General features: G+C 68.8%; 20 protein-coding genes and 1 pseudogene. 11 read left to right on the forward strand and 10 right to left on the reverse strand.

Going from position 1 to position 23,178, the window contains the following annotated elements; translation table 11 throughout:
* Window positions 1-44 precede the first annotated feature (44 nt).
* Window positions 45-266 (reverse strand): DUF7455 domain-containing protein, encoded by a 222-nt coding sequence (locus D1J51_RS11300; protein WP_119075299.1) that lies wholly within the window; start codon window positions 264-266, stop codon window positions 45-47.
* Between the two features lie 201 nt (window positions 267-467).
* Here D1J51_RS11300 and D1J51_RS11305 point away from each other — a divergent pair, with 201 nt between their 5' ends.
* Window positions 468-2,561 carry a DNA gyrase/topoisomerase IV subunit B gene (locus tag D1J51_RS11305; RefSeq protein ID WP_119075300.1) on the forward strand — a complete coding sequence of 698 codons (2,094 nt, stop codon included), beginning with the start codon at window positions 468-470 and terminating at the stop codon, window positions 2,559-2,561.
* Window positions 2,562-2,591: 30 nt separating this feature from the next.
* On the opposite strand, the gene D1J51_RS11310 is transcribed toward D1J51_RS11305, so the two are convergent.
* Both D1J51_RS11310 and D1J51_RS11315 read right to left on the reverse strand, forming a co-directional pair.
* On the reverse strand, window positions 2,592-2,957 hold the full coding sequence (locus tag D1J51_RS11310) for a DoxX family protein (RefSeq protein WP_119075301.1): 366 nt from the start codon (window positions 2,955-2,957) through the stop codon (window positions 2,592-2,594).
* A 215-nt stretch (window positions 2,958-3,172) separates the two neighbouring features.
* On the reverse strand, window positions 3,173-5,623 hold the full coding sequence (locus tag D1J51_RS11315; protein ID WP_119075302.1) for a DNA gyrase/topoisomerase IV subunit A: 2,451 nt from the start codon (window positions 5,621-5,623) through the stop codon (window positions 3,173-3,175).
* Between the two features lie 10 nt (window positions 5,624-5,633).
* Here D1J51_RS11315 and D1J51_RS11320 point away from each other — a divergent pair, with 10 nt between their 5' ends.
* Window positions 5,634-6,839 carry an alkaline phosphatase family protein gene (locus D1J51_RS11320; RefSeq protein WP_162903786.1) on the forward strand — a complete coding sequence of 402 codons (1,206 nt, stop codon included), beginning with the start codon at window positions 5,634-5,636 and terminating at the stop codon, window positions 6,837-6,839.
* On the opposite strand, the gene sepH is transcribed toward D1J51_RS11320, so the two are convergent.
* Window positions 6,836-7,993 (reverse strand): septation protein SepH, encoded by a 1,158-nt coding sequence (gene sepH, locus D1J51_RS11325; protein ID WP_119075304.1) that lies wholly within the window; start codon window positions 7,991-7,993, stop codon window positions 6,836-6,838. The two genes, D1J51_RS11320 and sepH, sit on opposite strands and share 4 nt — an antisense overlap.
* Window positions 7,994-8,206: 213 nt before the next feature.
* Between sepH and D1J51_RS11330 the strand changes: the two genes are divergently transcribed.
* Window positions 8,207-8,497, forward strand: a complete 291-nt coding sequence (locus D1J51_RS11330) for a DUF4193 domain-containing protein (protein ID WP_119075305.1) — start codon at window positions 8,207-8,209, stop codon at window positions 8,495-8,497.
* Window positions 8,498-8,507: 10 nt separating this feature from the next.
* Here the strand turns inward: D1J51_RS11330 and D1J51_RS11335 are convergent, their stop codons facing one another.
* Complete coding sequence (locus D1J51_RS11335) at window positions 8,508-8,981, reverse strand: DUF3093 domain-containing protein (RefSeq protein ID WP_119075306.1); 474 nt, start codon at window positions 8,979-8,981, stop codon at window positions 8,508-8,510.
* Window positions 8,982-9,071: 90 nt separating this feature from the next.
* Here D1J51_RS11335 and dut point away from each other — a divergent pair, with 90 nt between their 5' ends.
* From dut to acnA, 4 genes are all read left to right on the forward strand, one after another.
* On the forward strand, window positions 9,072-9,509 hold the full coding sequence (gene dut / locus D1J51_RS11340) for a dUTP diphosphatase (RefSeq protein ID WP_119075307.1): 438 nt from the start codon (window positions 9,072-9,074) through the stop codon (window positions 9,507-9,509).
* A gap of 86 nt (window positions 9,510-9,595) precedes the next feature.
* Complete coding sequence (locus D1J51_RS11345; RefSeq protein ID WP_119075308.1) at window positions 9,596-10,264, forward strand: DUF3710 domain-containing protein; 669 nt, start codon at window positions 9,596-9,598, stop codon at window positions 10,262-10,264.
* Window positions 10,261-11,022: a DUF3159 domain-containing protein gene (locus D1J51_RS11350; RefSeq protein ID WP_119075309.1), complete on the forward strand. Its 762-nt coding sequence runs from the start codon at window positions 10,261-10,263 to the stop codon at window positions 11,020-11,022. The genes D1J51_RS11345 and D1J51_RS11350 overlap by 4 nt, the downstream gene beginning before the upstream one ends.
* A gap of 128 nt (window positions 11,023-11,150) precedes the next feature.
* Window positions 11,151-13,844, forward strand: coding sequence for an aconitate hydratase AcnA (gene acnA, locus D1J51_RS11355; protein ID WP_119075310.1), 2,694 nt, complete (start codon window positions 11,151-11,153; stop codon window positions 13,842-13,844).
* A gap of 99 nt (window positions 13,845-13,943) precedes the next feature.
* On the opposite strand, the pseudogene D1J51_RS11360 reads toward acnA, so the two are convergent.
* From D1J51_RS11360 to D1J51_RS11370, 3 genes and pseudogenes are all read right to left on the reverse strand, one after another.
* A pseudogene (locus tag D1J51_RS11360) lies at window positions 13,944-14,198 on the reverse strand (IS1595 family transposase); the annotation flags it as partial.
* 55 nt (window positions 14,199-14,253) lie between these two features.
* Window positions 14,254-14,751: an RNA polymerase sigma factor gene (locus tag D1J51_RS11365; protein ID WP_162903788.1), complete on the reverse strand. Its 498-nt coding sequence runs from the start codon at window positions 14,749-14,751 to the stop codon at window positions 14,254-14,256.
* A 29-nt stretch (window positions 14,752-14,780) separates the two neighbouring features.
* The gene (locus tag D1J51_RS11370; RefSeq protein WP_119075313.1) at window positions 14,781-15,623 is read right to left on the reverse strand and encodes a hypothetical protein; all 843 of its coding nucleotides are present in this window, start codon (window positions 15,621-15,623) and stop codon (window positions 14,781-14,783) included.
* Between the two features lie 172 nt (window positions 15,624-15,795).
* Between D1J51_RS11370 and D1J51_RS11375 the strand changes: the two genes are divergently transcribed.
* The 4 genes from D1J51_RS11375 (at window position 15,796) to dxs (ending at window position 19,796) form a co-directional block, all read left to right on the forward strand.
* A complete protein-coding gene (locus D1J51_RS11375) occupies window positions 15,796-16,359 on the forward strand; it encodes a hypothetical protein (protein WP_162903789.1) in 564 nt (187 codons plus the stop codon).
* The gene (locus D1J51_RS17955; RefSeq protein WP_162903790.1) at window positions 16,356-16,820 is read left to right on the forward strand and encodes a hypothetical protein; all 465 of its coding nucleotides are present in this window, start codon (window positions 16,356-16,358) and stop codon (window positions 16,818-16,820) included. Before D1J51_RS11375 ends, D1J51_RS17955 begins: the two co-directional genes overlap by 4 nt.
* A gap of 97 nt (window positions 16,821-16,917) precedes the next feature.
* Complete coding sequence (locus D1J51_RS11380; protein ID WP_119075315.1) at window positions 16,918-17,529, forward strand: hypothetical protein; 612 nt, start codon at window positions 16,918-16,920, stop codon at window positions 17,527-17,529.
* A gap of 347 nt (window positions 17,530-17,876) precedes the next feature.
* Window positions 17,877-19,796, forward strand: a complete 1,920-nt coding sequence (dxs, locus tag D1J51_RS11385; RefSeq protein WP_119075316.1) for a 1-deoxy-D-xylulose-5-phosphate synthase — start codon at window positions 17,877-17,879, stop codon at window positions 19,794-19,796.
* Window positions 19,797-19,819: 23 nt separating this feature from the next.
* Here the strand turns inward: dxs and D1J51_RS11390 are convergent, their stop codons facing one another.
* Window positions 19,820-21,955 carry a 3-hydroxyacyl-CoA dehydrogenase NAD-binding domain-containing protein gene (locus D1J51_RS11390; protein WP_119075317.1) on the reverse strand — a complete coding sequence of 712 codons (2,136 nt, stop codon included), beginning with the start codon at window positions 21,953-21,955 and terminating at the stop codon, window positions 19,820-19,822.
* A gap of 5 nt (window positions 21,956-21,960) precedes the next feature.
* Window positions 21,961-23,157 (reverse strand): thiolase family protein, encoded by a 1,197-nt coding sequence (locus tag D1J51_RS11395; protein WP_371414085.1) that lies wholly within the window; start codon window positions 23,155-23,157, stop codon window positions 21,961-21,963.
* Between the last annotated feature and the right edge of the window lie 21 nt (window positions 23,158-23,178).

The raw sequence follows: 23,178 nt of genomic DNA on the forward strand, positions 1-23,178 counted from the left end.
GGAAATGCCCCGGCCTCGGCCGGGGCATTTCCATGTGGCCGAAGCTACGCGTTCAGCCGGTGGCTCTCGTCGTGCCACGTCTCCGCCATCGGACGGAGCTTCGGTTCGTGCTTGTTCGCGTGGTGCGCGCAGAACAGCAGCTCGCTGCCGCTCAGCACGACGCGCACGTAGGCCTGTGCGCCGCAGCTGTCGCAGCGGTCCAGCGCCGTGAGCGGGCGATCCGCGGCTTCGACTTCTTCGGCGCGATCCTGCTCGAGCGTCGTCATGGCGTCCTCCCGTTCCTTAGGTTCCCAATCGGTGCACCTCTATCCAAGCATGCCGGAGCGGGTTTTCCCCGCGGAGGCGTCGCCGGTTCGCTGAACGCGTATCCTGCGGGGGTCTGTTCGGCACTCGCCGGGGCCGTGGCCGCCCGATGTCGGAGGTCTGCCCTAGGGTAGATGCGTCATCGAACAGAGGAGATCCCCGCAGTGCCAGATTCGAGCTACTCCGCGCGACATCTCACCGTTCTCGAGGGGCTCGAGGCGGTGCGAAAGCGACCCGGGATGTACATCGGCACGACCGACTCGCGCGGCCTCATGCACTGCCTCTGGGAGATCATCGACAACTCGGTCGACGAGGCGCTCGCCGGCTACGGCGACGGGATCGGGATCACCCTCCACGAGGACGGCAGCGTGACCGTGTCCGACAACGGCCGCGGCATCCCGGTCGATGTCGAGCCGAAGAGCGGCCTCTCCGGGGTGGAGCTGGTCTTCACCAAGCTGCACGCGGGCGGCAAGTTCGGCGGCGGCGGATACGCGTCCTCCGGCGGGCTGCACGGCGTCGGCGCCTCGGTGGTGAACGCCCTGTCGTCCCGTCTCGACGTCGAGGTGGACCGCGAGGGCAAGACCTGGGCCATGTCGTTCCGCCACGGCGAGCCGGGCGTCTTCTCGGGGGACGGGCCCGACAGTCCCTTCGCCCCGTTCGAGGAGTCGTCGGAGCTGCGCGTGGTCGGCAAGGTGAGGAAGGGCGTCACCGGCACGCGGGTGCGCTACTGGGCCGATCCGCAGATCTTCCTCGCGTCGGCGCGATTCGAGCCGGACTCCCTCGTCGCCCGCGCCAGGCAGACCGCCTTCCTCGTGCCCGGCCTCGCGATCGAGATCACCGATCGTCGGCCCGAGTCGCTCGGCGACTCCGGCGAGCCGCCCGTGCATCGCTTCGCCTACGAGGGCGGCATCTCCGAGTTCGTCGACTTCCTGGCGATCGATGCGCCCCTCACCGACACCTGGCGGATCACCGATGCCGGCACCTTCACCGAGACCGTGCCGGTGATGGACGAGCAGACCGGGCACCTGGTGTCGCGCGAGGTCGAGCGCCGCTGCGAGGTGGACATCGCGCTGCGCTGGGGCACCGGGTACGACACCGAGGTGCAGAGCTTCGTCAACATCATCGCGACACCCAAGGGCGGTACGCACCTCAGCGGCTTCGAGCAGGGACTCACCAGGTTCTTCCGCAAGCAGATCGAGCAGAACGCGCGCAAGCTGAAGGCCGGCAGCGATAGGCCCGAGAAGGACGACATCCTCACGGGCCTCACCGCCGTCGTCACCGTGCGGGTGCCCGAGCCGCAGTTCGAGGGGCAGACCAAGGAGGTGCTCGGCACCGCCGCCGTTCGGTCGATCGTCTCGCGCGCCATCGTCGAGGGCCTGACCGAGCGCTACGAGTCCTCGAAGAAGCACGACCGCGCGCAAGCCGGCTCGCTGCTCGAGAAGATGGTCTCGGAGATGAAGGCGAGGATCGCCCTGCGCGCCCAGCGCGACACCGCGCGCCGCAAGAACTCGCTCGAGAGCTCCTCCCTCCCGGCGAAGCTCATCGACTGCCGCTCGAAGGAGGTCGCCGAGACCGAGCTCTTCATCGTCGAGGGCGACAGCGCGCTCGGCACCGCCCGGCCGGCGCGCGACAGCGAGTTCCAGGCGCTGCTGCCGATCCGCGGCAAGATCCTGAACGTGCAGAAGGCGTCCGTCGCCGAGATGCTCGGCAACGCCGAGTGCGGCGCGATCATCAAGGTGATCGGGGCGGGATCGGGCCGCGACTTCGACCTCGAGTCCGCGCGCTACGGCAAGGTGATCCTGATGAGCGACGCCGACGTCGACGGCGCGCACATCCGCACGCTGCTCCTCACGCTGTTCTTCAGGTACATGCGCCCCATGCTCGAGGCCGGGCGCGTGTACGCGGCCGTGCCTCCGCTGCACCGCGTGATCGTGCAGAACGCCGGCCGCAAGCCGAACGATGTCATCTACACCTACAGCGAGAAGGAGCTGCAGGGGCTGCTCGCCGATCTCCGCCGTCGCGGCAAGAAGTACCAGGAGCCGATCCAGCGCTACAAGGGTCTCGGCGAGATGGACGCCGATCAGCTCGCCGAGACCACGATGGATCGCGAGCACCGCGCGCTGCGGCGGGTGCGGGTCGAAGACGCCCACGCGGCCTCGCAGGTGTTCGAGCTGCTCATGGGCAACGAGGTCGCCCCCCGCAAGGAGTTCATCATCGAGAACGCCGACGACCTGGATCGTGAGCGCATCGACGCGTAACGGCACCGTTCGCGCCGACCGCCGCGACCCTCACAGGGACGAGAGGTAGGAGAGCAGCAGGGCCCCGACTGACAGAAAGAGCATGCCGAGGCAGTTGATCCAGAACGCCGAACCGAGAAAGCGTGCCCGCAGATGGGCTGCGACGGCGCAGAGGAAGTAGGCCACAACGCCGACGTTCGCCGCGAGGCCGAGCCCGGGGATCCAGACGCCCGCGAAGAGGCCGGCGACGGCGAGGAGCTTGATCACGATGAGCGTCCACCACCAGTCGCGGGGGAAGCGCACGCCGTCGAGGCAGTCGCGGATGAAGCGGGGCGGCCGGAGGGAGAGCAGCGCGTCCGCGAGCAGCACCGCCGCGAGCAGGGCCTGCGGCCACCAGGGATCGGGGAGCAGAATCACGGTCTCACCCCCGTGCCGCCCTCGTCGTCATCTCGAGTCCCCGGCCCTGAAGCACCGCTCGGCGCTCTCGATCACCCGCTCCCACGCGCGTTCGCGCGCTTCCGTCCTGGTGGCCATGGCAGCTCCTCGACTGCGAAGCGAATATGTTCGCTGAACATGTTCACTCTAACTCGGGAGGCGCTCCATGGGAACCGCCTCCTCCGCGAATCGGGGGCCTACGGTGCCGCGCCGACGTGCGCCGCGGCACCGTCGATGGGCTGGCCCGATCCGTCGCGCCTACCGAGCTCCGTCGGCAGCTTGCGCGCGGCGCCGTCGGCCGCGAGGGCGCGCGGCTCGCCCGTGCCGACCCAGGCGCACGCGATCTGGTCCTCCCACTTGAGGAAGCGCTGAGCCCGCACCCCACCGGTGCCGCGGCCCTTCGCCGGGAACTCCGCCCAGTCCGAGATCTTCGCCGTGGCGACGTCGGTGCCCGGCAGCGTGATCGAGCTGTCGGCGACGGTCACCACTCGGGCCTCGGCGCCCTCGGGCACGGCGCCCGCGAACACGACGCGCGCGTCGGCGCCGAGCCTGATCCCCGCCATGCCGCCAGCCGGACGGCCCTGGGGGCGCACCGACGCGGCGGAGAAGCGCAGCAGTTGCGCGTCGTTCGTGACCGCCGCGAACTCCGTATCGTCCGGGGCGGGGAAGGCGCCGACCAGCCGATCGTCGGCCTTCAGCCCGATCACCTCGAACAGGGGCTTCGCCGGCGGGTCGGTGAGCACCACGCGCTTCACGATGCCCTGAGCGGTGAAGAGACCGATCGGCGTGTCGGTGTCGAGCGGCACGAGTCCGACGACGTGCAATCTCTTGTCGGCGATGCCGAGGTAATCGGTGAGTCTGACCCCCGCGGAGAATGCGATCGACGCCGCCGGTACGAGCGGCAGATCGACCGGCGTGAAGCGGTGCAGCGTGCCGTCGGTGAGGATCGCACCGAGCTCGCCGCGCACCGTTCCGTCGGCCCTCGAGATCACCGCCCCGTGCTTGGTCGCCCGGGAGGCTGAGCGGGGAGACTCGGCGGCCTCGGGGTCCCGGTCGACGCGCAGCGCGCGTCCGGTCGCCGAGAGCAGCACCGTGCAGGGCGTGTCGGCCACCTGCAGGGCGTCGGACGACGTCGTCCGCGACGGCTTGGCCACGGCGCCCGTGAGCACCGTTCGTCTCGGAGTGCCGAAGGCCTCGGCGGCCTGGTCGAGCTCTGCCGCGACGACCTCGCGCAGCCTCTCGGGGCTGCCGAGGATCTCGAGCAGCGCCTCGATCTCGATGCGGAGCTGATCGCGCTCGGCCTCGAGCTCGACGCGGGAGAACTTGGTGAGGCGGCGCAGCCGCAGCTCGAGGATGTACTCGGCCTGCGCCTCGGAGAGGTCGAACACCTGCATGAGCCGGGTGCGCGCGGTCTCGGCGTCATCGCTCGTGCGGATGAGCTGGATGACCTCGTCGATGTCGAGGATCGCGATGAGCAGGCCGTCGACCAGGTGCAGGCGCTCCCGCCGCTTGCTCAGCCGGAACTCCGATCGGCGCGTGACGACCGCGATGCGGTGATCGAGGAACACCCGCAGCATCTCGCGCAGACCGAGGGTCTGCGGCTGCCCGTTCACGAGGGCGACGGAGTTGATGCTGAAGGAGTCCTCGAGCGGGGTGTAGCGGTAGAGCTGCTCGAGCACCGCATCGGGGGAGAAACCGGTCTTGAGGGAGACGACGAGGCGCAGGCCGTTCTTGCGGTCGGTGAGGTCGGCCACGTCCGAGATGCCCGAGAGCTTCTTCGCCTCGACGCCCTGCTTGATCTTGTCGATCACTCGCTCCGGCCCGACGAGGTACGGCAGCTCGGTGACCACGAGCCCGGTGCGGCGCGGGCCCAGCTGCTCGACGGACACCCTCGCCCTCGTGCGGAAGGCCCCGCGACCGGTGCGGTACGCGTCCTTCACGCCGTCGAGCCCCACGATGGTGCCGCCGCCCGGCAGGTCCGGCCCCGGGATGAACTCCATGAGGTCGTCGACGGTGGCCTCGGGGTGGTGCAGCAGGTGCTTGGCGCCGTCGACCGCCTCGACGAGGTTGTGCGGGGCCAGGTTCGTCGCCATGCCCACGGCGATGCCGGAGGCGCCGTTGACGAGCAGATTGGGCACTGCCGAGGGCAGCACGTCGGGCTGCATGATCTGGTTGTCGTAGTTGGGCACGAAGTCGACCACGTCCTCGTCGAGCGACTCGGTCATGGCGAGCGCGGCGCCCGCGAGACGCGCCTCCGTGTACCGGGAGGCAGCCGGGCCGTCGTCGAGCGAGCCGAAGTTGCCGTGGCCGTCGACCAGCGGCAGGCGCATGGCGAAGCCCTGCGCCATGCGCACGAGCGCGTCGTAGATCGAGGCGTCGCCGTGCGGGTGCAGCTTGCCCATCACCTCGCCGACGACCCGGGCCGACTTCACGTGCCCCTTCTCGGGCCGCAGCCCCATGTCCTGCATCATGAAGAGGATGCGGCGCTGCACCGGCTTCAGCCCGTCGCGCGCGTCGGGCAGTGCGCGCGAGTAGATCACCGAGTAGGCGTACTCGAGGAACGATCCCTCCATCTCCTGCGAGATGTCGATGTCTTCGATGCGCTCGCCTGCGGTATCGTGGGGGGCATCACTTCGGGCTTCGGTCATAATGGAGTTCATGCTACCGACGACCGCCGACAACGGCGCGAGGCTTGCCGCGATTCTGCCGAGCGGGCTCGCGACCGTCGCCCGGGGTCTCGGCTCCGAGCTGCCCGAGGAGCTGGCCTTCGCGCGCGCGAACGCGGTGGCCGAGCGGCTGCCCGCGGCCCGATCGTTCGTGATGGTCGTGGTCGACGGCCTCGGCCACGCCAACCTCGTCGCGGCGAAGGGGCGCGCGCCGACGCTCGCCGGACTGCAGCGCCGCCGCATCGAGACCGTCGCGCCCTCGACGACGGGCGCCGCCCTCACCACGCTCACGACCGGTGAGCTGCCCGGGCGGCACGGGCTCATCGGGTACCGCATCCGGCACCCGCGACTGGGGCTCGTGACGACGCTCAAGGACTGGGGCGGCATCGACGACCGGGCCGCCTGGCAGCGAGCGAAGCCGCTGTTCGAGATCGCCGGGCGGATCGGGGCGCGACCCGTCGCGATCGGCCGGCCGGCGCACGCCGCGGGCGGCCTGACGGAGGCGATCCTCGGCGGCGCCGAGTACCACCCGGGCCAGCGCATCGAGGATCGCTTCGCGGTCGCCTCGCGGCTGCTGCGCGCGGGAGACCCGGTCGTCGCCTATCTCTACGTGGACGAGCTCGACAAGGCGGCCCACGACCGGGGGTGGCGGAGCGGAGGCTGGCTGCAGCGCCTCGAACAGCTCGACGGGGCTCTCGAGGGGTTCTTGCGCACGCTCCCCGGAGACGTGGGAGTCGCGGTGACGGCCGACCACGGCATCGTGGACGTCGAGCGCCACCAGCAGGTGATGCTCGACGCCGATCCCGGACTCCTGGAGGGGGTCGCGGATATCGGGGGCGAGCCCCGCTTCCGCTCGCTGTACCTCGAGGACGGGGCCGACGCCGCGACCGTCGCCGCGCGCTGGGCCGCAGCCGAGGGGCCGCGGGCCTGGGTGGCGACGCGCGACGCGGCCGTGACCTCGGGCTGCTTCGGGCCGGTGGCGCCCGAGGTGGCGCCCCGCCTCGGCGACGTGCTCATCGCGGCGCGCCGACAGGTGGCCTACTACCGCAGCACCGACGATCCGCGCTCGCTCGCCATGGTCGGGCAGCACGGCTCGTTCAGCGAGGACGAGCGGGGAGTGCCCCTGGCGCTCGGGGGCGCGCTCGAGGGAACGGGCTTCGCCGCCGCCGTGGCGGAGGCCGCAGCGCTCAGGAGCTAGGCGGGATCCTCGTCGCTGCGGGTTCCGAAGAGGATGTCGTCCCAGCTGGGGATCGACGCACGGCCCCGGCGACCCGTGCGCTCCTGGGGCTCTCGACTCGCGCCATCGGCGGGGTCCTCGCGGGATTCGGCCGGCCGAGGCTCGCTCGCGAGGTCGGGAACGGGAGTGGGCTTCGCCGGCGTCCCCGCGTCGTCGCCGGTGACGCCCGAGGCCTGCCAGATGCTGCGCGAGGGAGCGTCCTCGTCGTCGTTCGCCGGCGCAGCCGGGGCTTCGGCCGCGCCCCGAGCGGGGTGCGCTCCGGAGGAGCCTCGGCCCCGATCCCGCTCGCCCCTCCGCCTCCGCAGCGCGTCGAGCAGATCCGCGGTCTGGCTCAGGTCGACCGGCTGCTGCTCGCCCGTCTTGATGGCGCGCTGGTCGATCTCGCGGCGGCGCTCGTACTCCGCGTTCGTGTCGGAGAGCGCGGGGGAGGCTTCGGCCGGTTCGTCCTGGGGAGCGTCGGTCTCGATCTCGATGGGAAGCTGGGAGGTGTCGAACGCGTCGGAGTCGAATCGGGCGGGCTGCTCCGCGTTGTCGACCGCCCGCAGCTTCGGGATCAGCCGATCCCCGACCTCACCCTGCTTGGAGAGGGTGACGGCGTCCGGATTGATGGGGGAGAGCGTGCCCTTGCGATGCTCGAACGACCACACCGCCCGGTGAGCGATGTCGTGCGAGGCGAACTCGAGGCTGATCATCCAGCCCGTCTCCTCGTCGCGCCACGACTCCCACGCGCTCGCGTCGGCGCCGAGCGCGATGAGGCGCTCCGCGATCACGGTGCCGAAGCGCTGATCGTCGTCGTCGTTCGCGTCGGTGCGCACCGGCACGGCGTGGGCCCGCTCCAGAATGTACCGGCGCTCCGCCAGGACCGGCTCCGCATAGCGCTCGATATCGTTCTCGTCGACCCCGGTCTCCTCCGCGACCTGCGCCCGGGATCTGCCCGCCCGGATGAGCGCCTGGATCTCGCGCGGGCGCACCCTGGAGGTGTCGCGTTCTCGCCGACTCAGGTGCCGCAGCTCGCTCAGCACGGCGTCGTCGACCACCATGCGGAACTCCCCGCCGGCGTCGTTGGCCACAATCAGCGACCGGTCGTCGCGTCGCACAAAGCGCAGTTCGTCCATCGGCGCATCCCTTTCGTGATTCGCGATCCAGGCTGCCACAGTGGAGGCCGATCCCGTGGTATTGACTCGGCGCGTGAGAAAGTTCGGGCGCGGCGGACTTCGCGCTCAGAGAACTCGCAGTCGCCGAGTTTGCATCCGACGCGCATCGTAAGGCAGACTATGGCCGCTCGCAGGTTGGAGGTGCCGTCACACGGCACGGGAATGCAGGAGAGAATGGCCACCGATTACGATGCCCCGCGCAAGTCCGAGGAAGACGCCGAGTCGATCGAGGCGCTGAAGGAACGCGGACCCGCGAAGGGCGTTTCGGGAATCGACTCGGAGGACGCCGACAACCCGAGCATGTTCATCGGCGGCTCGGACCTCTCCGACGTGGAGCTCGACGTCGTCGTGCTGCCGCAGCAGGACGACGAGTTCACGTGCGTCAGCTGCTTCCTCGTGCGGCACCGCTCGCAGATCGATCACGAGACCGATCTCGGTCCGATCTGCAGGGAGTGCTCGGCCTGAGAGGCGGGCCTCACGCCCCCCGGGCAGCCTCGATGGCCTCGGCGAGGCGCTGCGGGTGCCGCGTGGTGATGATCCAGACGGGCGCCGGATCGGCGGGATCGATGTTCTCGATGCGCAGGGCGCTGTGAATCCAGCCCCGCACGAGCAGATAGCTGCGCGCGTCGATGCCGGGGCCGATCGCCGCGCGCAGCCCCTCCGCGCCGAGGAGCTCGATCTCGCCGAGCTGGTCGGCCGGGATGGTGGCGCGGTCGGCGATGAGGCGCCCGCCGACGACCATGACGGTGGGGCTGAGCAGCAGCAGCGTCACAGCGGCGATGAGGTAGACGATGATGCCCGTGGGGAGGGCGATCGTCGCGTTCAGGGGCGTCAGCACGAGCGCCACCGCTGGAATGAGGAGCAGCAGCGCTATGAAGAGCCCGATTCCCGGGATGAGTCGTTCGCGATAGGTGCGAGTGGATACGTCGGGGGAGGGTGCTCCGGTCATGTGCTCCATTATCCCTCTCGCGGCCTCGCGTTCGCCGAGAGGCCGCCCGGCCCGCAGCCCGTTCGGGGATCGATCCGATAGCCTGTCCGGGTGACCGATGTCGTAGAGATCCCCATTCGTGCCGAGCAGCCGCCGAGCTACGCGCACGCCGACGACGCGGGCGCCGATCTGCGCGCGGCCGAGGCCGCCGAGATCGCCCCGGGTGAGCGGGCGCTGATCGGCACGGGCGTGTCGATCGCCCTGCCCGAGGGGTATGCCGCCTTCGTGGTGCCGCGGAGCGGCCTCGCCGCGAAGCACGGCATCACGGTGCTGAACTCGCCGGGCACGGTCGATGCCGGTTACCGCGGCGAGATCAAGGTCACCCTGCTGAACACGGATCGCGAGCGCCCCTTCCGCGTGGAGCCGGGCGACCGCATCGCGCAGGTGATCTTCACGCCGGTGTCCCGGGCGGTCTTCGTCCCGGTGGAGGAGCTCCCGGCGAGCGTGCGGGGGGCGGGGGGCTTCGGCTCGACGGGCGTGCGGGGGTGACCCGTCGTCGGACGATTCGCAGCCGCGCGCATGCGCGGTCGTACAGGGCCTCCGAAGACGAGGCGTGAACAAGGAGTTTGTGGAAGATGAGCGAAGCAGAGCAGCGCGGAGCCGACGAGGTCGAACTGCGCGAGGAGTCGGCGCCCGAGCTCGACGATTCGAAGTCGGCGCCCGACGATCGCGCGGAGGCGGGCCCCTTCGACGCGAGCGAGGTTCCGGCGATGCGCCCGTATGTCGATCTGGGCGGCATCAAGGTCGCGCCCCGCGAGGGACTGCAGTTGCGGCTGGAGGTGGACGAGCGCGCGAACCGCGTGGTGGCCGTCTCGCTCGAGTACGCCGAGTCGCTGCTGCAGGTGCAGGCCTTCGCCGCTCCGAAGACCACCGGGCTCTGGAACGGGGTGCGCGCCGAGCTGATCCAGCAGATGGGCGCGCAGGGAGCCTCGACCGCAGAGGAGTCGGGCCCGCTGGGCCCCGAGCTGCTGGTGCGGAGCCAGGCCCCGGCCGAGCAGGGCGGCGGCACGAGGGTGGCCCGCTTCGTCGCCGTGGACGGACCCCGCTGGATGCTGCGGGGTGTCATCATGGGCAAGGCCGCGGTCGACGCCGAGGCGCGCGAGCAGGTTGTGGACCTCTTCCGGGAGCTCGTGGTGGTGCGAGGCGAGCAGCCGATGCCGCCGAGCGAGCTGCTGCCGCTCAAGGTGCCCGCGGGCGTGCAGGCGCAGCGCCAGGCGCCGCAGGACGGGGCCCAGCAGGCGTGAGCGGCGAGCGCCGCCGCGCGGGTCTCGGGCGCGTCGTCGAGGCCGGGCTCCACGGCGAGTCGGTCTCGGCACGAGGCCTGCTGCAGGCGATCGGCGGCTGGCGAGGCATCGCCGAGACCCTGTTGCCGGCGACCGTCTATCTCGCGGTATTCGTGTTCACCCGCGACGCCCGGATATCGGCCATCGCGCCGCTCGCGCTGGCAGGCCTGTCCTTCGCCTGGCGCTTGATCCGCCGCGAGCCGGTGCAGGCGGCGCTCGCGGGGCTGCTCGGCGTGGTCGTCTGCGTCGGGGTGACGCTGTTCACGGGCCGGGGCGAGGACTACTATCTGCCGGGATTCTGGATCAACGCCGCGTGGATCGTGGCCCACACGGTCTCCCTGCTGGTCGGATGGCCGCTGATCGGCCTGCTGCTCGGGTTCCTGCGGGGCTCCCTGACCGAGTGGCGGAGGGTGCCGGTGCTGCGCAGGGCGGCGACGGTGTGCACGCTGTTCTGGATCGCGGCCTTCGCCGCGCGGCTGCTCGTGCAGCTGCCCCTGTACTTCGCGGCGCAGAACGGCGACACCGCCGCCACGGATGCGCTGGGACTCGCGCGCCTGCTGATGGGGGTTCCGCTGTTCGCGCTCGCGGCGATCCTGACCTGGCTCGTGCTGAGCCGGGTGTCGGCGGCCCTCGACCGTCCCGTTGAGGCGGACGCTTCATCAGATGATTCGAATCACGGATCCGTTGAAAACACTGGGCGAAACGGCTCTTCCGCGTGACGGCGAAGACGGCGGATTCGGTGTAGAATTATCTCGACATCGAGAGACTTTAGCTCGGCCGGGACCGTTCGGCCGGCGAAACAACCGCCGCCCGGCCTTCCGGGCGGCAGACTATACGGAGGAGCCTCATGGGAGCCGTCAACAGCTTCGACGCGAAGAGCACCCTCGCCGTCGGCGAGAAGGAATACGAGATCTACCGGATCGATCGGGTCGCCGGCCACGAGCGTCTGCCGTACAGCCTGAAGGTGCTGCTGGAGAACCTGCTCCGCACCGAGGACGGCGCCAACGTGACGCGGGCGCACATCGAGGCGCTCGGCGGGTGGGACCCCGCGGCCGAGCCCGACACCGAGATCCAGTTCACCCCCGCGCGCGTGATCATGCAGGACTTCACGGGCGTGCCCTGCGTGGTCGACCTCGCCACCATGCGCGAGGCGGTCACCGATCTCGGCGGCGACCCCGACAGGATCAACCCGCTGGCTCCGGCCGAGCTCGTCATCGACCACTCGGTCATCTCCGACGTCTACGGCCGGGAAGACGCCTTCGCGAGGAACGTGGAGATCGAGTACCAGCGCAACGGCGAGCGGTACCAGTTCCTCCGCTGGGGCCAGGGCGCCTTCAACGACTTCAAGGTCGTGCCGCCCGGGACCGGCATCGTGCACCAGGTCAACATCGAGTACCTGGCGCGCGTCACCTTCACCCGCGAGGTCGGGGGCCGGGTGCAGGCCTACCCCGACACCTGCGTCGGCACCGACTCGCACACCACCATGGAGAACGGCCTCGGCGTGCTCGGCTGGGGCGTCGGCGGCATCGAGGCCGAGGCCGCGATGCTGGGGCAGCCCATCTCGATGCTCATCCCGCGCGTGGTCGGTTTCAAGCTCTCGGGCCAGATCCCGGCGGGCGTGACCGCCACCGACGTCGTGCTCACCATCACCCAGATGCTGCGCAGGCACGGCGTGGTGGGCAAGTTCGTCGAGTTCTACGGCGAGGGCGTCGGCTCGGTGCCGCTCGCGAACCGCGCCACGATCGGCAACATGAGCCCCGAGTTCGGCTCGACCGCCGCCATGTTCCCCGTCGACGACGTCACCCTCGACTACCTGCGCCTCACGGGCCGCCCCGCCGAGCAGATCGAGCTGGTCAAGGCCTACACGCAGGCGCAGGGCATGTGGCACGACCCCTCGCGCGAGCCCGAGTTCAGCGAGTACCTCGAGCTGGATCTCGGCACCGTCGTCTCCTCCATCGCCGGCCCGAAGCGGCCGCAGGACCGCATCGAGCTCTCGCGCTCGAAGGAGCAGTTCGAGACCGACCTCAAGAACTACGCCCAGGCGGCGAACCCGGCGAAGGTCAAGGACCAGCAGGGCCGCGAGTTCGAGATCGACCACGGCGCGGTCACGCTCGCCTCGATCACCTCGTGCACGAACACCTCGAACCCCTCGGTGATGCTCGCCGCGGGCGTGCTCGCCCGCAACGCCGTCGCCAAGGGCCTCAGGGCCAAGCCGTGGGTCAAGACCACGCTCGCACCCGGCTCGAAGGTGGTCACCGACTACTACGAGAAGTCGGGGCTGCGCGACGACCTGGAGGCGCTCGGCTTCTACCTGGTCGGCTACGGCTGCATGACCTGCATCGGCAACTCGGGGCCGCTCAACGAGGAGATCTCCGACGCGGTCAACGACAACGACCTCGCGGTCACCGCGGTGCTCTCGGGCAACCGCAACTTCGAGGGCCGCATCAACCCCGACATCAAGATGAACTACCTCGCGAGCCCGCCGCTCGTCGTCGCCTACTCGCTCGCGGGCACGATGGACTTCGACTTCGACGCCGAGCCGCTCGGGCAGGACGGAGACGGCAACGACATCTTCCTGCGCGACATCTGGCCCGACCCGGTCGAGGTGCAGAAGATCGCCGACGCGTCGATCGACTCCGCCATGTTCAACGCGAAGTACGCCACCGTGTTCGACGGCGACCAGCACTGGACCTCGCTGCCGACGCCGACGGGCAACACCTTCGAGTGGGACGAGAAGTCGACCTACGTGCGCAAGGCGCCCTACTTCGACGGCATGCCGCTGCAGCCCGAGCCCGTCTCCGACGTGCACGGCGCCCGCGTGCTCGCGAAGCTCGGCGATTCGGTCACGACCGACCACATCAGCCCCGCGGGCAGCTTCAAGGCCGAGACGCCGGCCGGCCAGTACCTCGTCGCCAACGGCATCGCGCCGAAGGACTTCAACACCTACGGCTCGCGCCGCGGCAACCACGAGGTCATGATCCGGGGCACCTTCGCCAACATCCGCCTGCGCAACCAGCTGCTCGCCTCCGAGAACGGCGGCAAGGGCGTGGAGGGCGGCTTCACCCGCGACTTCACCCGGCCGGGCGGTCCGCAGTCGTACATCTACGACGCGTCGCAGAACTATCAGGCTGCCGGCGTCCCGCTCGTGGTGCTCGGCGGCAAGGAGTACGGTTCGGGATCCTCGCGCGACTGGGCGGCGAAGGGCACCCGGCTGCTGGGCGTGAAGGCGGTCATCGCCGAGAGCTTCGAGCGCATCCACCGCTCCAACCTCATCGGCATGGGCGTGCTGCCGCTGCAGTTCCCCGACGGGCAGGGCGCCGACGACCTCGGCCTCGACGGCACCGAGACCTTCGACATCACCGGCGTCGAGCGGCTCAACGAGGGGGCCACCCCGAAGACGGTCGCCGTGGTGGCCACGAGGGAGGACGGCTCGCAGACCGCCTTCGACGCGGTCGTGCGCATCGACACCCCGGGCGAGGCGGACTACTACCGCAACGGCGGCATCCTGCAGTACGTGCTTCGCGAACTTGTCGGTAGTTGAGACCCGTGTATATTCCCCAACGTGGGCGTATTCGCGCAGCTTCTCCGTGGATTTGATCACTGAACCCCGCGTGATGACAGCTTAGATGCCCCCGCTGTCATTGCAGAATGGACCGGGTTTCTCAACCGCGACCATCACACACGCTTTCCCTGTGGACGCGCCACTCAACCCGGTACTCATGCCGCCCACGAAGGTCTCATCGACTTCCACGAGCCCGTGGAGTTTCTCCCGGCCGTCGCGCACCATCACACGGCGGAACTTGTGCAGCCACGCCCACGCCGTCTCATACGACCGGAACCCGAGGACGCGTTGCAACGATTGGGCGCTCATCCCGTTCTTCTGCGAGGTGATCAACACGCCAGGGCAATATACCCCATGCATAGCTCTCACGGTTCTGGATAGAGGGGCTTCAGTGTGCGGAGTGCTGCGCGGCGGGGGTGAGTTGAGTCTGCAGTTTTTGGCGGATCCTCGAGTATCGTTTGCGGGAGGTATCGGGTTTGAGCCCGAGAACGGCTCCGGCTTCAGCGATGCCGAACCCTTCCCAGGCGACAAGTAGCAGCAGTTCCTGGTCTTGGGCCCGGAGCTTCGCGATGGCTTCTGCGAGGCTTTTGTCTTCATGAATGTGGATCTCGGCTTCTTGGGCCCGCAGTTCTTGTTTGAGGTGCTCGGTGAGCGTGAGGCGCTGCAGTCGTCCTTTCCGGCATGTGGAGAGCACGTTCCGGGCGGTGCCGTATACGTACTGGCGGAATCGGGTGAGATCGTCCGGGAGACGGTTGGGTCGCTTGAGGAGTTCCACGATGGTGTCGCTGGCGGCGTCGGCGGCGTCGTCATAGTTCCCGAGGCGACGTGAGAAATACCCGACGAGTTCCGGAAGCATGTTGCCGAGCATCTTCTTTGCGTTGTGCACGCGAGCAGTCTCGCTCTGCTCCGGCTCTCTCACGGGGTCTCGTCCGGGGATTGCGCGGTGAGGGAGCCGGCCAGGATCCCCCCGCTGAGTTCGCCTCTGTCGTTTCCATCCCACAGTTCGGTCCAGTCGTAGAACTGTGCGTATGCCTGGGCGGCGGCATAGTCTCCGCCGCCGATCATGCGCATCCACTCGCGAGTCTGCTCAGCATAGGCGCCGCGGGATGTGGCCTGTTCCGCCGGCCAATCCACTGATCTCTCCAATACGGCTCCTATGGCCTTCATGCGACCGTCGTCGCCTGTGTCGTAGGCGGCGAACCAGGCCCGAAGCCAGGCTCTGCGCGCTTCATTTTCGAGCATGGTGTCGATCACCACGCTTTCTGCTTTCACGCCTTCTCCGCCAGGGCTGTTCGACGCGAGATACTCGCTCTGGGAGAACCGGCTGAAGAAGCCATCGAGCACGTCATCCCAGGTGACGCCGTCGGGCAGCGGCAAGTCTCGGGGCGCGACCGACGCGATATAGCCGTTGAGATCGGACGACCCCATGTCGATCCACTCAGCACCTGGAGCGCCTTCCGGTCCCGGAGTGAGCAGGTCCTGCGCCTCATCGGGCGCAGAACCGTCTTCCTCCGCATTGAACGTGCCCGTCTGCGCCCCGAAGACGCTACTCGCAATGGCGGCGGTGGGCACCGCGAGAACTCCGCAGACCAGAAGCGAAGCCACCGAGAGGTACCGCAGCCGCCTGCGCTGCCCGCGCGCTGCGACTTCCGCCAGGTTCACCAGCAGTGCGCTGGTGCTCTCATCGATCATCGGCGTCGGCCGGGCTTGGGAGGCCAGCCGCCGGTCGAGCTCGGAGTCAAAACGGGACGGGTCCATGCCTACCTCCTAGCGGCGTTTGCAACAGTACCTGTCACTTTCCTCGCGAAACGTGACATCAACTTCGTCGTCCATCGTTTACCTGCAGAACGACACAAGAAGGCTATGGTTAGAAATGTACCCGTATTGTTCTGAAGGGTGGATAGTTATAGAAATTAGTAGGTACGCGCCTGTGGCAGCTGTGGTGATTGCCGGTGGATTTTTTGCGTTCAGTGCGGTTTCGGCGGCCGTCGCCGAAGACCAGCCACAAGGATTGGCGGGGGAGCGGCAGAGCCGGGAAGCTTCACTCTTCATCGGCGACGAACCGGTGTTCTATACCCCTCAAGAGGGCATTGAGAAGTTTGCGAGGATCGTGAACGCTGACTCGGCACTTCAGGGGCTCGACATCAGTATCGCCATGGACGGCGCACCAGCTATGTTCCCGAACGCCGACAAGGACGGCTACCCGATTAAGTACGAATCCGGCTATATCGAATCAGTTGCCGCAACCGCGTCGAGGTGTATTCAAATCTCGGCCTGGATCTCCGACCCCGCGATCTCCTCCGATGAGGTGCGGAAGCTTTCTGATCAGCAATTCCAGGAGTACGCGAGCGTTCCAGCGGTGGCAGAGTTGAGCAACGCGAACGAGGAAATGTCAGGAACACTCACATCAGCACGTGCAGCCGGCGAGGACCCTGTTGTATTCGAAGCTAAAGAGACCTGCGGGGTGTTCGGCCTGAACGGAGGCGCCCCGTGAAACGTGGAATGCGGAAAGCGGCGATCCTCTACTCCATTGCCGCAGCGCTGGTCGCAGGCGGAACCGTCAACGCTGCACCCAGCACGGCTACGTCCTCGGAAGCGGTGTTCTACATCGATCAACTCGCAGTGACGTCCGGAAGATACGATGTGTATCAGTGGGGCTACAAGCGGACCCTGGGGTCGAGTACGCCATCCGCGTCATACATTCACAATGGATGGAATGTCGCGACCGGTATCTATACCTTCAGAATGGGGTTACGGGATACGTCCGGCAACCAGTTCGCAGGCGCGGTCATCACATATCCAACTTCCTTCTACGGAACGAACTGCACTCTCACGACAGGAGCCGGAATCACAGGTTCCAAGCCTTTCTATCTCAACACGCGGTGGGACAAAGCGGGTGGCGGGAATCCTGCCCAGCGCACCTTCTATGGGGAGTTGCACTGGAATGGACCTTGAGCCGGAAGGCGCCCGCCGAATAGGGCTCCGGCTGCTGGCGCCTTTTGATAGGCTTCCGAGGTGACGTCGCCGTACACGCGATAGCGAGGAGACACCAGTGAAGAAACTCTCGATGCTGATCGTTTCGGTGGTTTCAACCGCATTGCTGTCTTCCTGCGCCGCGACGCCCGACAATACTCAGGCTGACAATGTTCCTGACCCGGTCACCATTCAGGAGGACCCGCGTCTCCCCAGGAACGGCGAGGCCGCTTCGGGTGAACTGCTGGCACTGGACGGATCTTCTATTGGGGCGGTGCGCGCGGTGTTCTGGGGCAACGAAGATGACTCCATCTCGTCTGCCGACCTCGAGTTCACCGATATCGACCCGGCATACGACGGAACCCGGGTCGGTGGTTCGCTCGAACCCAGAGCCCCCGATGACCCCTGCTTCGATATCGGTATTCGCACGAGCGAAACGCCGCTGGACCTCACCGGAGACAATAACTCCGATCTCAAGCAAATCGACCCCGAGTACAAAGGCTACCTTTTATACGAAGTCGTGCTCTACCTGGACCTGGAGACGGGGTATCGGGCGCCCTCTTTGGGATTTTTCGGGTGGGACGAGGATCCCGTGACGACAAAGTGTATTAATCCCGTGGTGGCGCGTGCCGAACTCGCATGGGATCAACCGTCTGCCACATCCAAACCCGCCCAATCGGACAGTCAGTAGCACGCCTCTAGGATTCCCGACAGGAAGAAGAAGCCTGAATCATCCCGGGGACGGGAGGGCTCTGCCGATCCTGCTTTCTGCAAAATCGGCGAGCAAGGACGCGGGCAAGGAGCGGCCTGGCACCTCGATATTCGGCGGCAGGTCCGACTCCCCACTCACCCAACGTCTTAATAGATGATGTCTGCTTCCTCGCCCTCGGACTCGGCACCCGCGCGAAGCCTTTGAATCCACGCGGAAACAAGTCTCTCGATCCGTGGTCGCCTGTTCCCGCAGGGCTCCATTACGTCCGGTTGACCGGCTGGCCGGTGCTCCCTGGTGTAGCGGCCCGGTGGGGCTACACTGAGAAGATGCTTGAGCACATCGAGGGTCCGCGCGACCTCGATGCGCTCAGCATTGAGGAGTGCCGCGTGCTCGCCGCCGAGATCCGCGAGTTCCTGATCTCGGAGGTCTCCAAGACCGGTGGCCACCTGGGGCCGAACCTCGGCGTCGTCGAGCTGACCATCGCGCTCCACCGCGTCTTCGAGTCGCCGCGGGACCCGATCGTCTTCGACACCGGCCACCAGAGCTACGTGCACAAGCTGCTGACGGGGCGCAAGGACTTCTCCCGGCTGCGGCAGCGGGGCGGCCTCGCCGGCTACCCGCAGCGCGCGGAGTCGCCGCACGACGTCGTCGAGAGTTCGCACGCCTCGAGCTCGCTGAGCTGGGCCGACGGCATCTCGCGCGCGTTCTCGCGCCGGGCGCAGGCCGACCCGGCGCAGGGGGACCGGCACGTGGTCGCCGTGGTGGGCGACGGCGCCCTCACCGGGGGGATGACCTGGGAGGCGCTCAACAACATCACGGACGACAACGACCGCAACCTGGTGATCGTCGTCAACGACAACGGCCGCTCCTACGCCCCCACGATCGGCGGGATGGCGCGCTTCCTCAACTCGGTGCGCACGACCTCGAGCTACCGGGACCTGCAGGAGGGGAGCGAGAGGCTGTTCTCGGCGTTCGGGTCGCCGGGGCGCACGGTGTATCGAGCGGCCCGCGGGGCGATGCGCGGCATCGCGAGCCGGGCCTCGGGCAACCAGGATCTGTACTCCAACCTCGACATCAAGTACGTCGGCCCGATCGACGGTCACGACCTCGAGGCCGTGGAGAAGGCGCTGCGGCAGGCGAAGGGCTACGGCCGCCCGGTGCTCGTGCACGTGATCACCGAGAAGGGGCGGGGCTACGCGCCGGCGGAGAACGACATCGCCGATCAGTTCCACTCGGTCGGGCAGATCGATCCGGGCAGCGGAGAGCCGATGGGGGCCTCGGAGGGACGCAGCTGGACCTCCGTGTTCCGGGAGCGGATCGTGGAGCTCGCCGAGGCCGACGAGCGCGTCGTGGGCATCACCGCGGCGATGCTGGCTCCGACCGGCCTCGACCTGCTCGCGGAGCGCCACCCGGGGCGCGTGTTCGACGTCGGCATCGCCGAGCAGCACGCCGTGACGAGCGCCGCCGGGCTCGCCTACGGCGGCCTGCACCCGGTGGTCGCAGTGTATGCGACGTTCATGAACCGCGCCTTCGACCAGTTGCTCATGGACGTCGCGCTGCACCGAGCGGGCGTCACCCTGGTGCTGGATCGGGCCGGCGTGACGGGCCCGGACGGCGCGAGCCACAACGGCGTCTGGGACCTCGCCACCCTCCAGATCGTGCCGGGGATCAGGATCGCGGCGCCGCGGGACGAGGAGACCCTCCGGGAGCTGCTGGGGGAGGCGGTGGCCATCGGCGACGGCCCGACCGTGCTCCGCTACCCCAAGGGCGCCGTGGCGCCGACGGTCGCCGCCGTGCGCCGCACCGACGACGGGGTCGACGTGCTCCGAGAGGATTCTTCGAGCGGGCAGGGGGACGTGCTCTTCGTCGCGGCAGGACCCATGGCGCACGTCGCCCTCGACGCCGCCGGGATGCTCGGCGAGCGGGGCATCTCGAGCACCGTCGTCGATCCGCGCTGGGTCGTGCCGGTGGCGCACTCGGTGGTCGAGCTCGCCCGGAGGCACCGCCTGCTCATCAGCGTCGAGGACGGCATCCGCGTGGGGGGAGTCGGTACCCGGATCCGCCAGGCGCTGCGCGACGCGGGCGTCGACACGGCGGTGAGCGAGCTCGGCGTGCCGGACGAGTTTCCCGCACACGCCTCCCGGGGCGAACTGCTCGAGCAGGCCGGACTCACCGCCGAGCGGATCGCGGCCGACGTCGCGGAGCAGGTCCGGGGCGTGCGGATCCCGGTCGCCCGCCCGGAGTGACGGGGCGACCGGGATCGGGGCGCCTATTTCGCGCCTGCGATGCGGGGCTCGTGGAACGCGCTCCCGAAGACACGCTCGCTCGCCCCCACGCGGTCGAGGTACGGGGTCGCGCCGCCGGCCTGGAAGGGCCAGCCGGCGCCCAGGATCAAGCAGAGGTCGATGTCCTCCGCAGCCGCGACCACGCCCTCGTCGAGCATGATCCGGATCTCGCGGGCGAGCTCGTCCTCGACGCGGCGCAGGATCTCGTCCTCGCCCACGGCGGTCGCGCCGACGCTGATCGCCTTCCTGCCGGCCCTCGAGAGGTCCTCGACCTTGCCGTGCTTCGTCTTCGACAGCGGCGCGTCGACCTTGGCGAGCCTGTGCAGGTTCTCCGAGGCGTAGAAGCGCTCGGGGAACGCGTCGACCATCGTGTCCTGCACGTGCGCCGCGACCTTCCAACCGACGAGATCGATAAGCTCGAACGGCCCCATCGGCAGGCCGATCGGCGCGAGCGCCCGCTCCACGACGGGCAGCGGGGTGCCCTCGTCGAGCGCTCGGGCCGCCTCGCCCATCACCTTCGCCAGCAGGCGGTTGACCACGAAACCGGGGCGGTCCGCCGTGATGACGGCGCTCTTGCCGAGCTTCTTGGCGACGGCCATCGCGGTCGCGAGGGTGGCGTCGTCGGTGCCCGGCGCCCGGACGACCTCGATGAGCGGCATCACCGCGACCGGGTTGAAGAAGTGGAAGCCCACGAGGCGCTCGGGGTGCGTCAGCTTCGCGCCGATCTCCTCGACCGACAGGGAGGAGGTGTTGGTCGCGATCACCGCGTCGGGGGAGATGATCGGCTCGATCTCGGAGAAGACCTGCTGCTTCACGCCGAGTTCTTCGAAGACCGCCTCGATCACCCAGTCGCAGTCGGCGTAGAGCGTCTTGTCCGTGGTGCCGCTCACGAGCGCCTTGGTCTGATTCGCGTTGTCCGCGCTGAGCCGGCCCTTCTCCTGCATCTTGTCGATCTCGCCGCGGATGTACTCGAGGCCCTTGTCGACGCGCGCCTGATCCAGGTCGGTGATGAGCACGGGCACCCGCAGCTTGCGGGCGAAGAGCAGCGCGAACTGGCTGGCCATCAGACCCGCCCCGATCACGCCGACCTTCTTGACGGGCTTCGCGAGCTCCCTGTCGGGTGCGCCGGCCGGGCGCTTCGCGCGCTTCTGCACCAGGTCGAAGGCGTAGATGGAGGCGGCGAACTGGTCGCCGGAGATCAGCTCCGCCAGCGCCTCGTCCTCGCGCTCGAAGCCGCGCTCGAGGTCCCCGTCCTTCGCGGCGCTCAGGAGGTCCAGCGCGACGTAAGGCGCCCTCGCGGCGGTGCCGATGCGCGTCCTGAGGGTGTCGCGGGCGATCTTGATCGCCGCGGGCCACTTCGTGAGCCGCTCGAGCTTGCCGGGCACGTGCGGTCGCTCGACCTTCACCGCCCCGGTGAGCACGCCGTCGGCCCAGGCCACCGAGCGCTCCAGGAAGCTGGCCGAGCCGAACATCGCGTCGAAGAGCCCGAGCTCGTATGCCTGCTGCGGCTTCAGCATGCGGTTGTTCTTGAGCGGGTTCGAGACGATGACGTCGAGCGCCTTCTCGATGCCGATGAGGTTGGGCACGATCGTGGCTCCGCCCCAGCCGGGGATGATGCCGAGGAACACCTCGGGGAAGGCGAGGGCCGCGGCCGAGGAGTCGAGCGTGCGGTAGTCGCAGTGCAGCGCGATCTCCATGGCGCCGCCGAGCGCGAGCCCGTTGACGAAGGCGAAGGAGGGCACGCCCAGCCCGCCGAGCTTGCCGAGCACGAAGTGGCCGTACTGCGCCATGAGGCGCGCGTTCGGCTCCGTGGCGAGCGTCGACACCTTCGAGAGGTCGGCGCCGGCCGCGAAGATGAACGGCTTGCCCGTGACGGCGACGGCCGAGATCTCGCCCGAGGCGGCGCGGTCGCGCAACTCGTCGAGCGAGCGGGCGAGGCCCTGCAGCGTGCGCGGCCCCAGGGTGTTCGGGCGGGTGTGGTCGCGTCCGTTGTCGAGGGTGATCAGCGCGAGAGTGCCGCCCGACGGCAGCGCGACATCGCGCACGTACGACTCGGTGACCACCTCATCGGCGGATGCCTCGATGATGGGTGAGAAATCGATCCTGCGGTAATCGGTCATGACGGTTACTTCTTGCCCTTCTTGCCGTTGAAGTGAGGGTTCTCCCAGATCGCGGTTCCGCCCTGTCCCAGGCCGACGCACATGGCGGTCACGCCGTAGCGCACGTCGGGGCGCTGCTCGAACTGGCGCGCGAGCTGGATCATGAGCCGTACGCCGGAGGCGGCGAGCGGGTGGCCGAACGCGATGGCGCCGCCCCAGGGGTTGACGCGCGGATCGTCGTCGGCGATCCCGAAGTGATCGGTGAAGGAGAGCACCTGCACCGCGAAGGCCTCGTTGAGCTCGAAGAGGCCGATGTCGTCGACCGTGAGGCCCGCCCGCTTCAGCGCCTTCTCCGTGGAGGGCACCGGGCCGAGGCCCATGACCTCCGGCTGCACCCCCGCGAAAGCGAAGCCGACGAGGCGCATCCTGGCCGGCAGGCCGAGCTCGCGCGCGGTGTCGGCGCCTGCGAGCAGCGAGACGGTCGCGCCGTCGGTGAGCGGCGAGGCGTTGCCCGCCGTCACGCGGCCGTGCGGGCGGAAGGGCGTTTTGAGCCCCGAGAGCCCCTCCATCGTCGTCTCGGGGCGGCGCCCCTCGTCCTCGGTCGCGAGTCCCCATCCGGCGGCCGAGCGCGTGGCGACCGGCACGAGATCCGCCTGAATGTCGCCGCGGTCGTAGGCGGCCTGCACCTTGTGCTGGCTGAGCATGCCGAATCGATCCGCGCGCTCCTTGGTGAGCTCGGGGAAGCGGTCGTGCAGGCGCTCGGCGGTGATGCCCATGTTGAGCGCGTCGGCGCTTACGAGCTTCTCGGCGACGAAGCGCGGATTGGGATCGGCGTCGAGGCCGATCGGATGCCGCCCCATGTGCTCGACGCCGCCCGCCACCGCGAGGTCGTACTGACCCGATCCGATCGCGGCGCCCATGAACGACGCGACCGTGAGCGCGCCGGCGCACATGCGGTCGAGGGCGAAGCCCGGGACCGTCACCGGGAGCCCGGCCAGGATCGAGACGGTGCGCCCGAGCGTGAGTCCCTGGTCGCCCTGCTGGGTCGTCGCGGCGATGCCCACGTCGTCGATGCGGTCGAGCGGGAGATCGGGGTTGCGCTCGAGCAATCCCTGCAGCGCCTTGACCGCCAGATCATCCGCGCGCGTCTCCGCGTACATGCCCTTTTCTCCAGCGCGTCCGAAGGGGGTGCGCACCCCGTCCACGAACACGACCTCTCTCATTGCGGCCACTTCGCCTCCATC

This window comes from Leucobacter sp. wl10, assembly GCF_003569785.1.
In the GTDB taxonomy this organism is placed as follows: domain Bacteria; phylum Actinomycetota; class Actinomycetes; order Actinomycetales; family Microbacteriaceae; genus Leucobacter.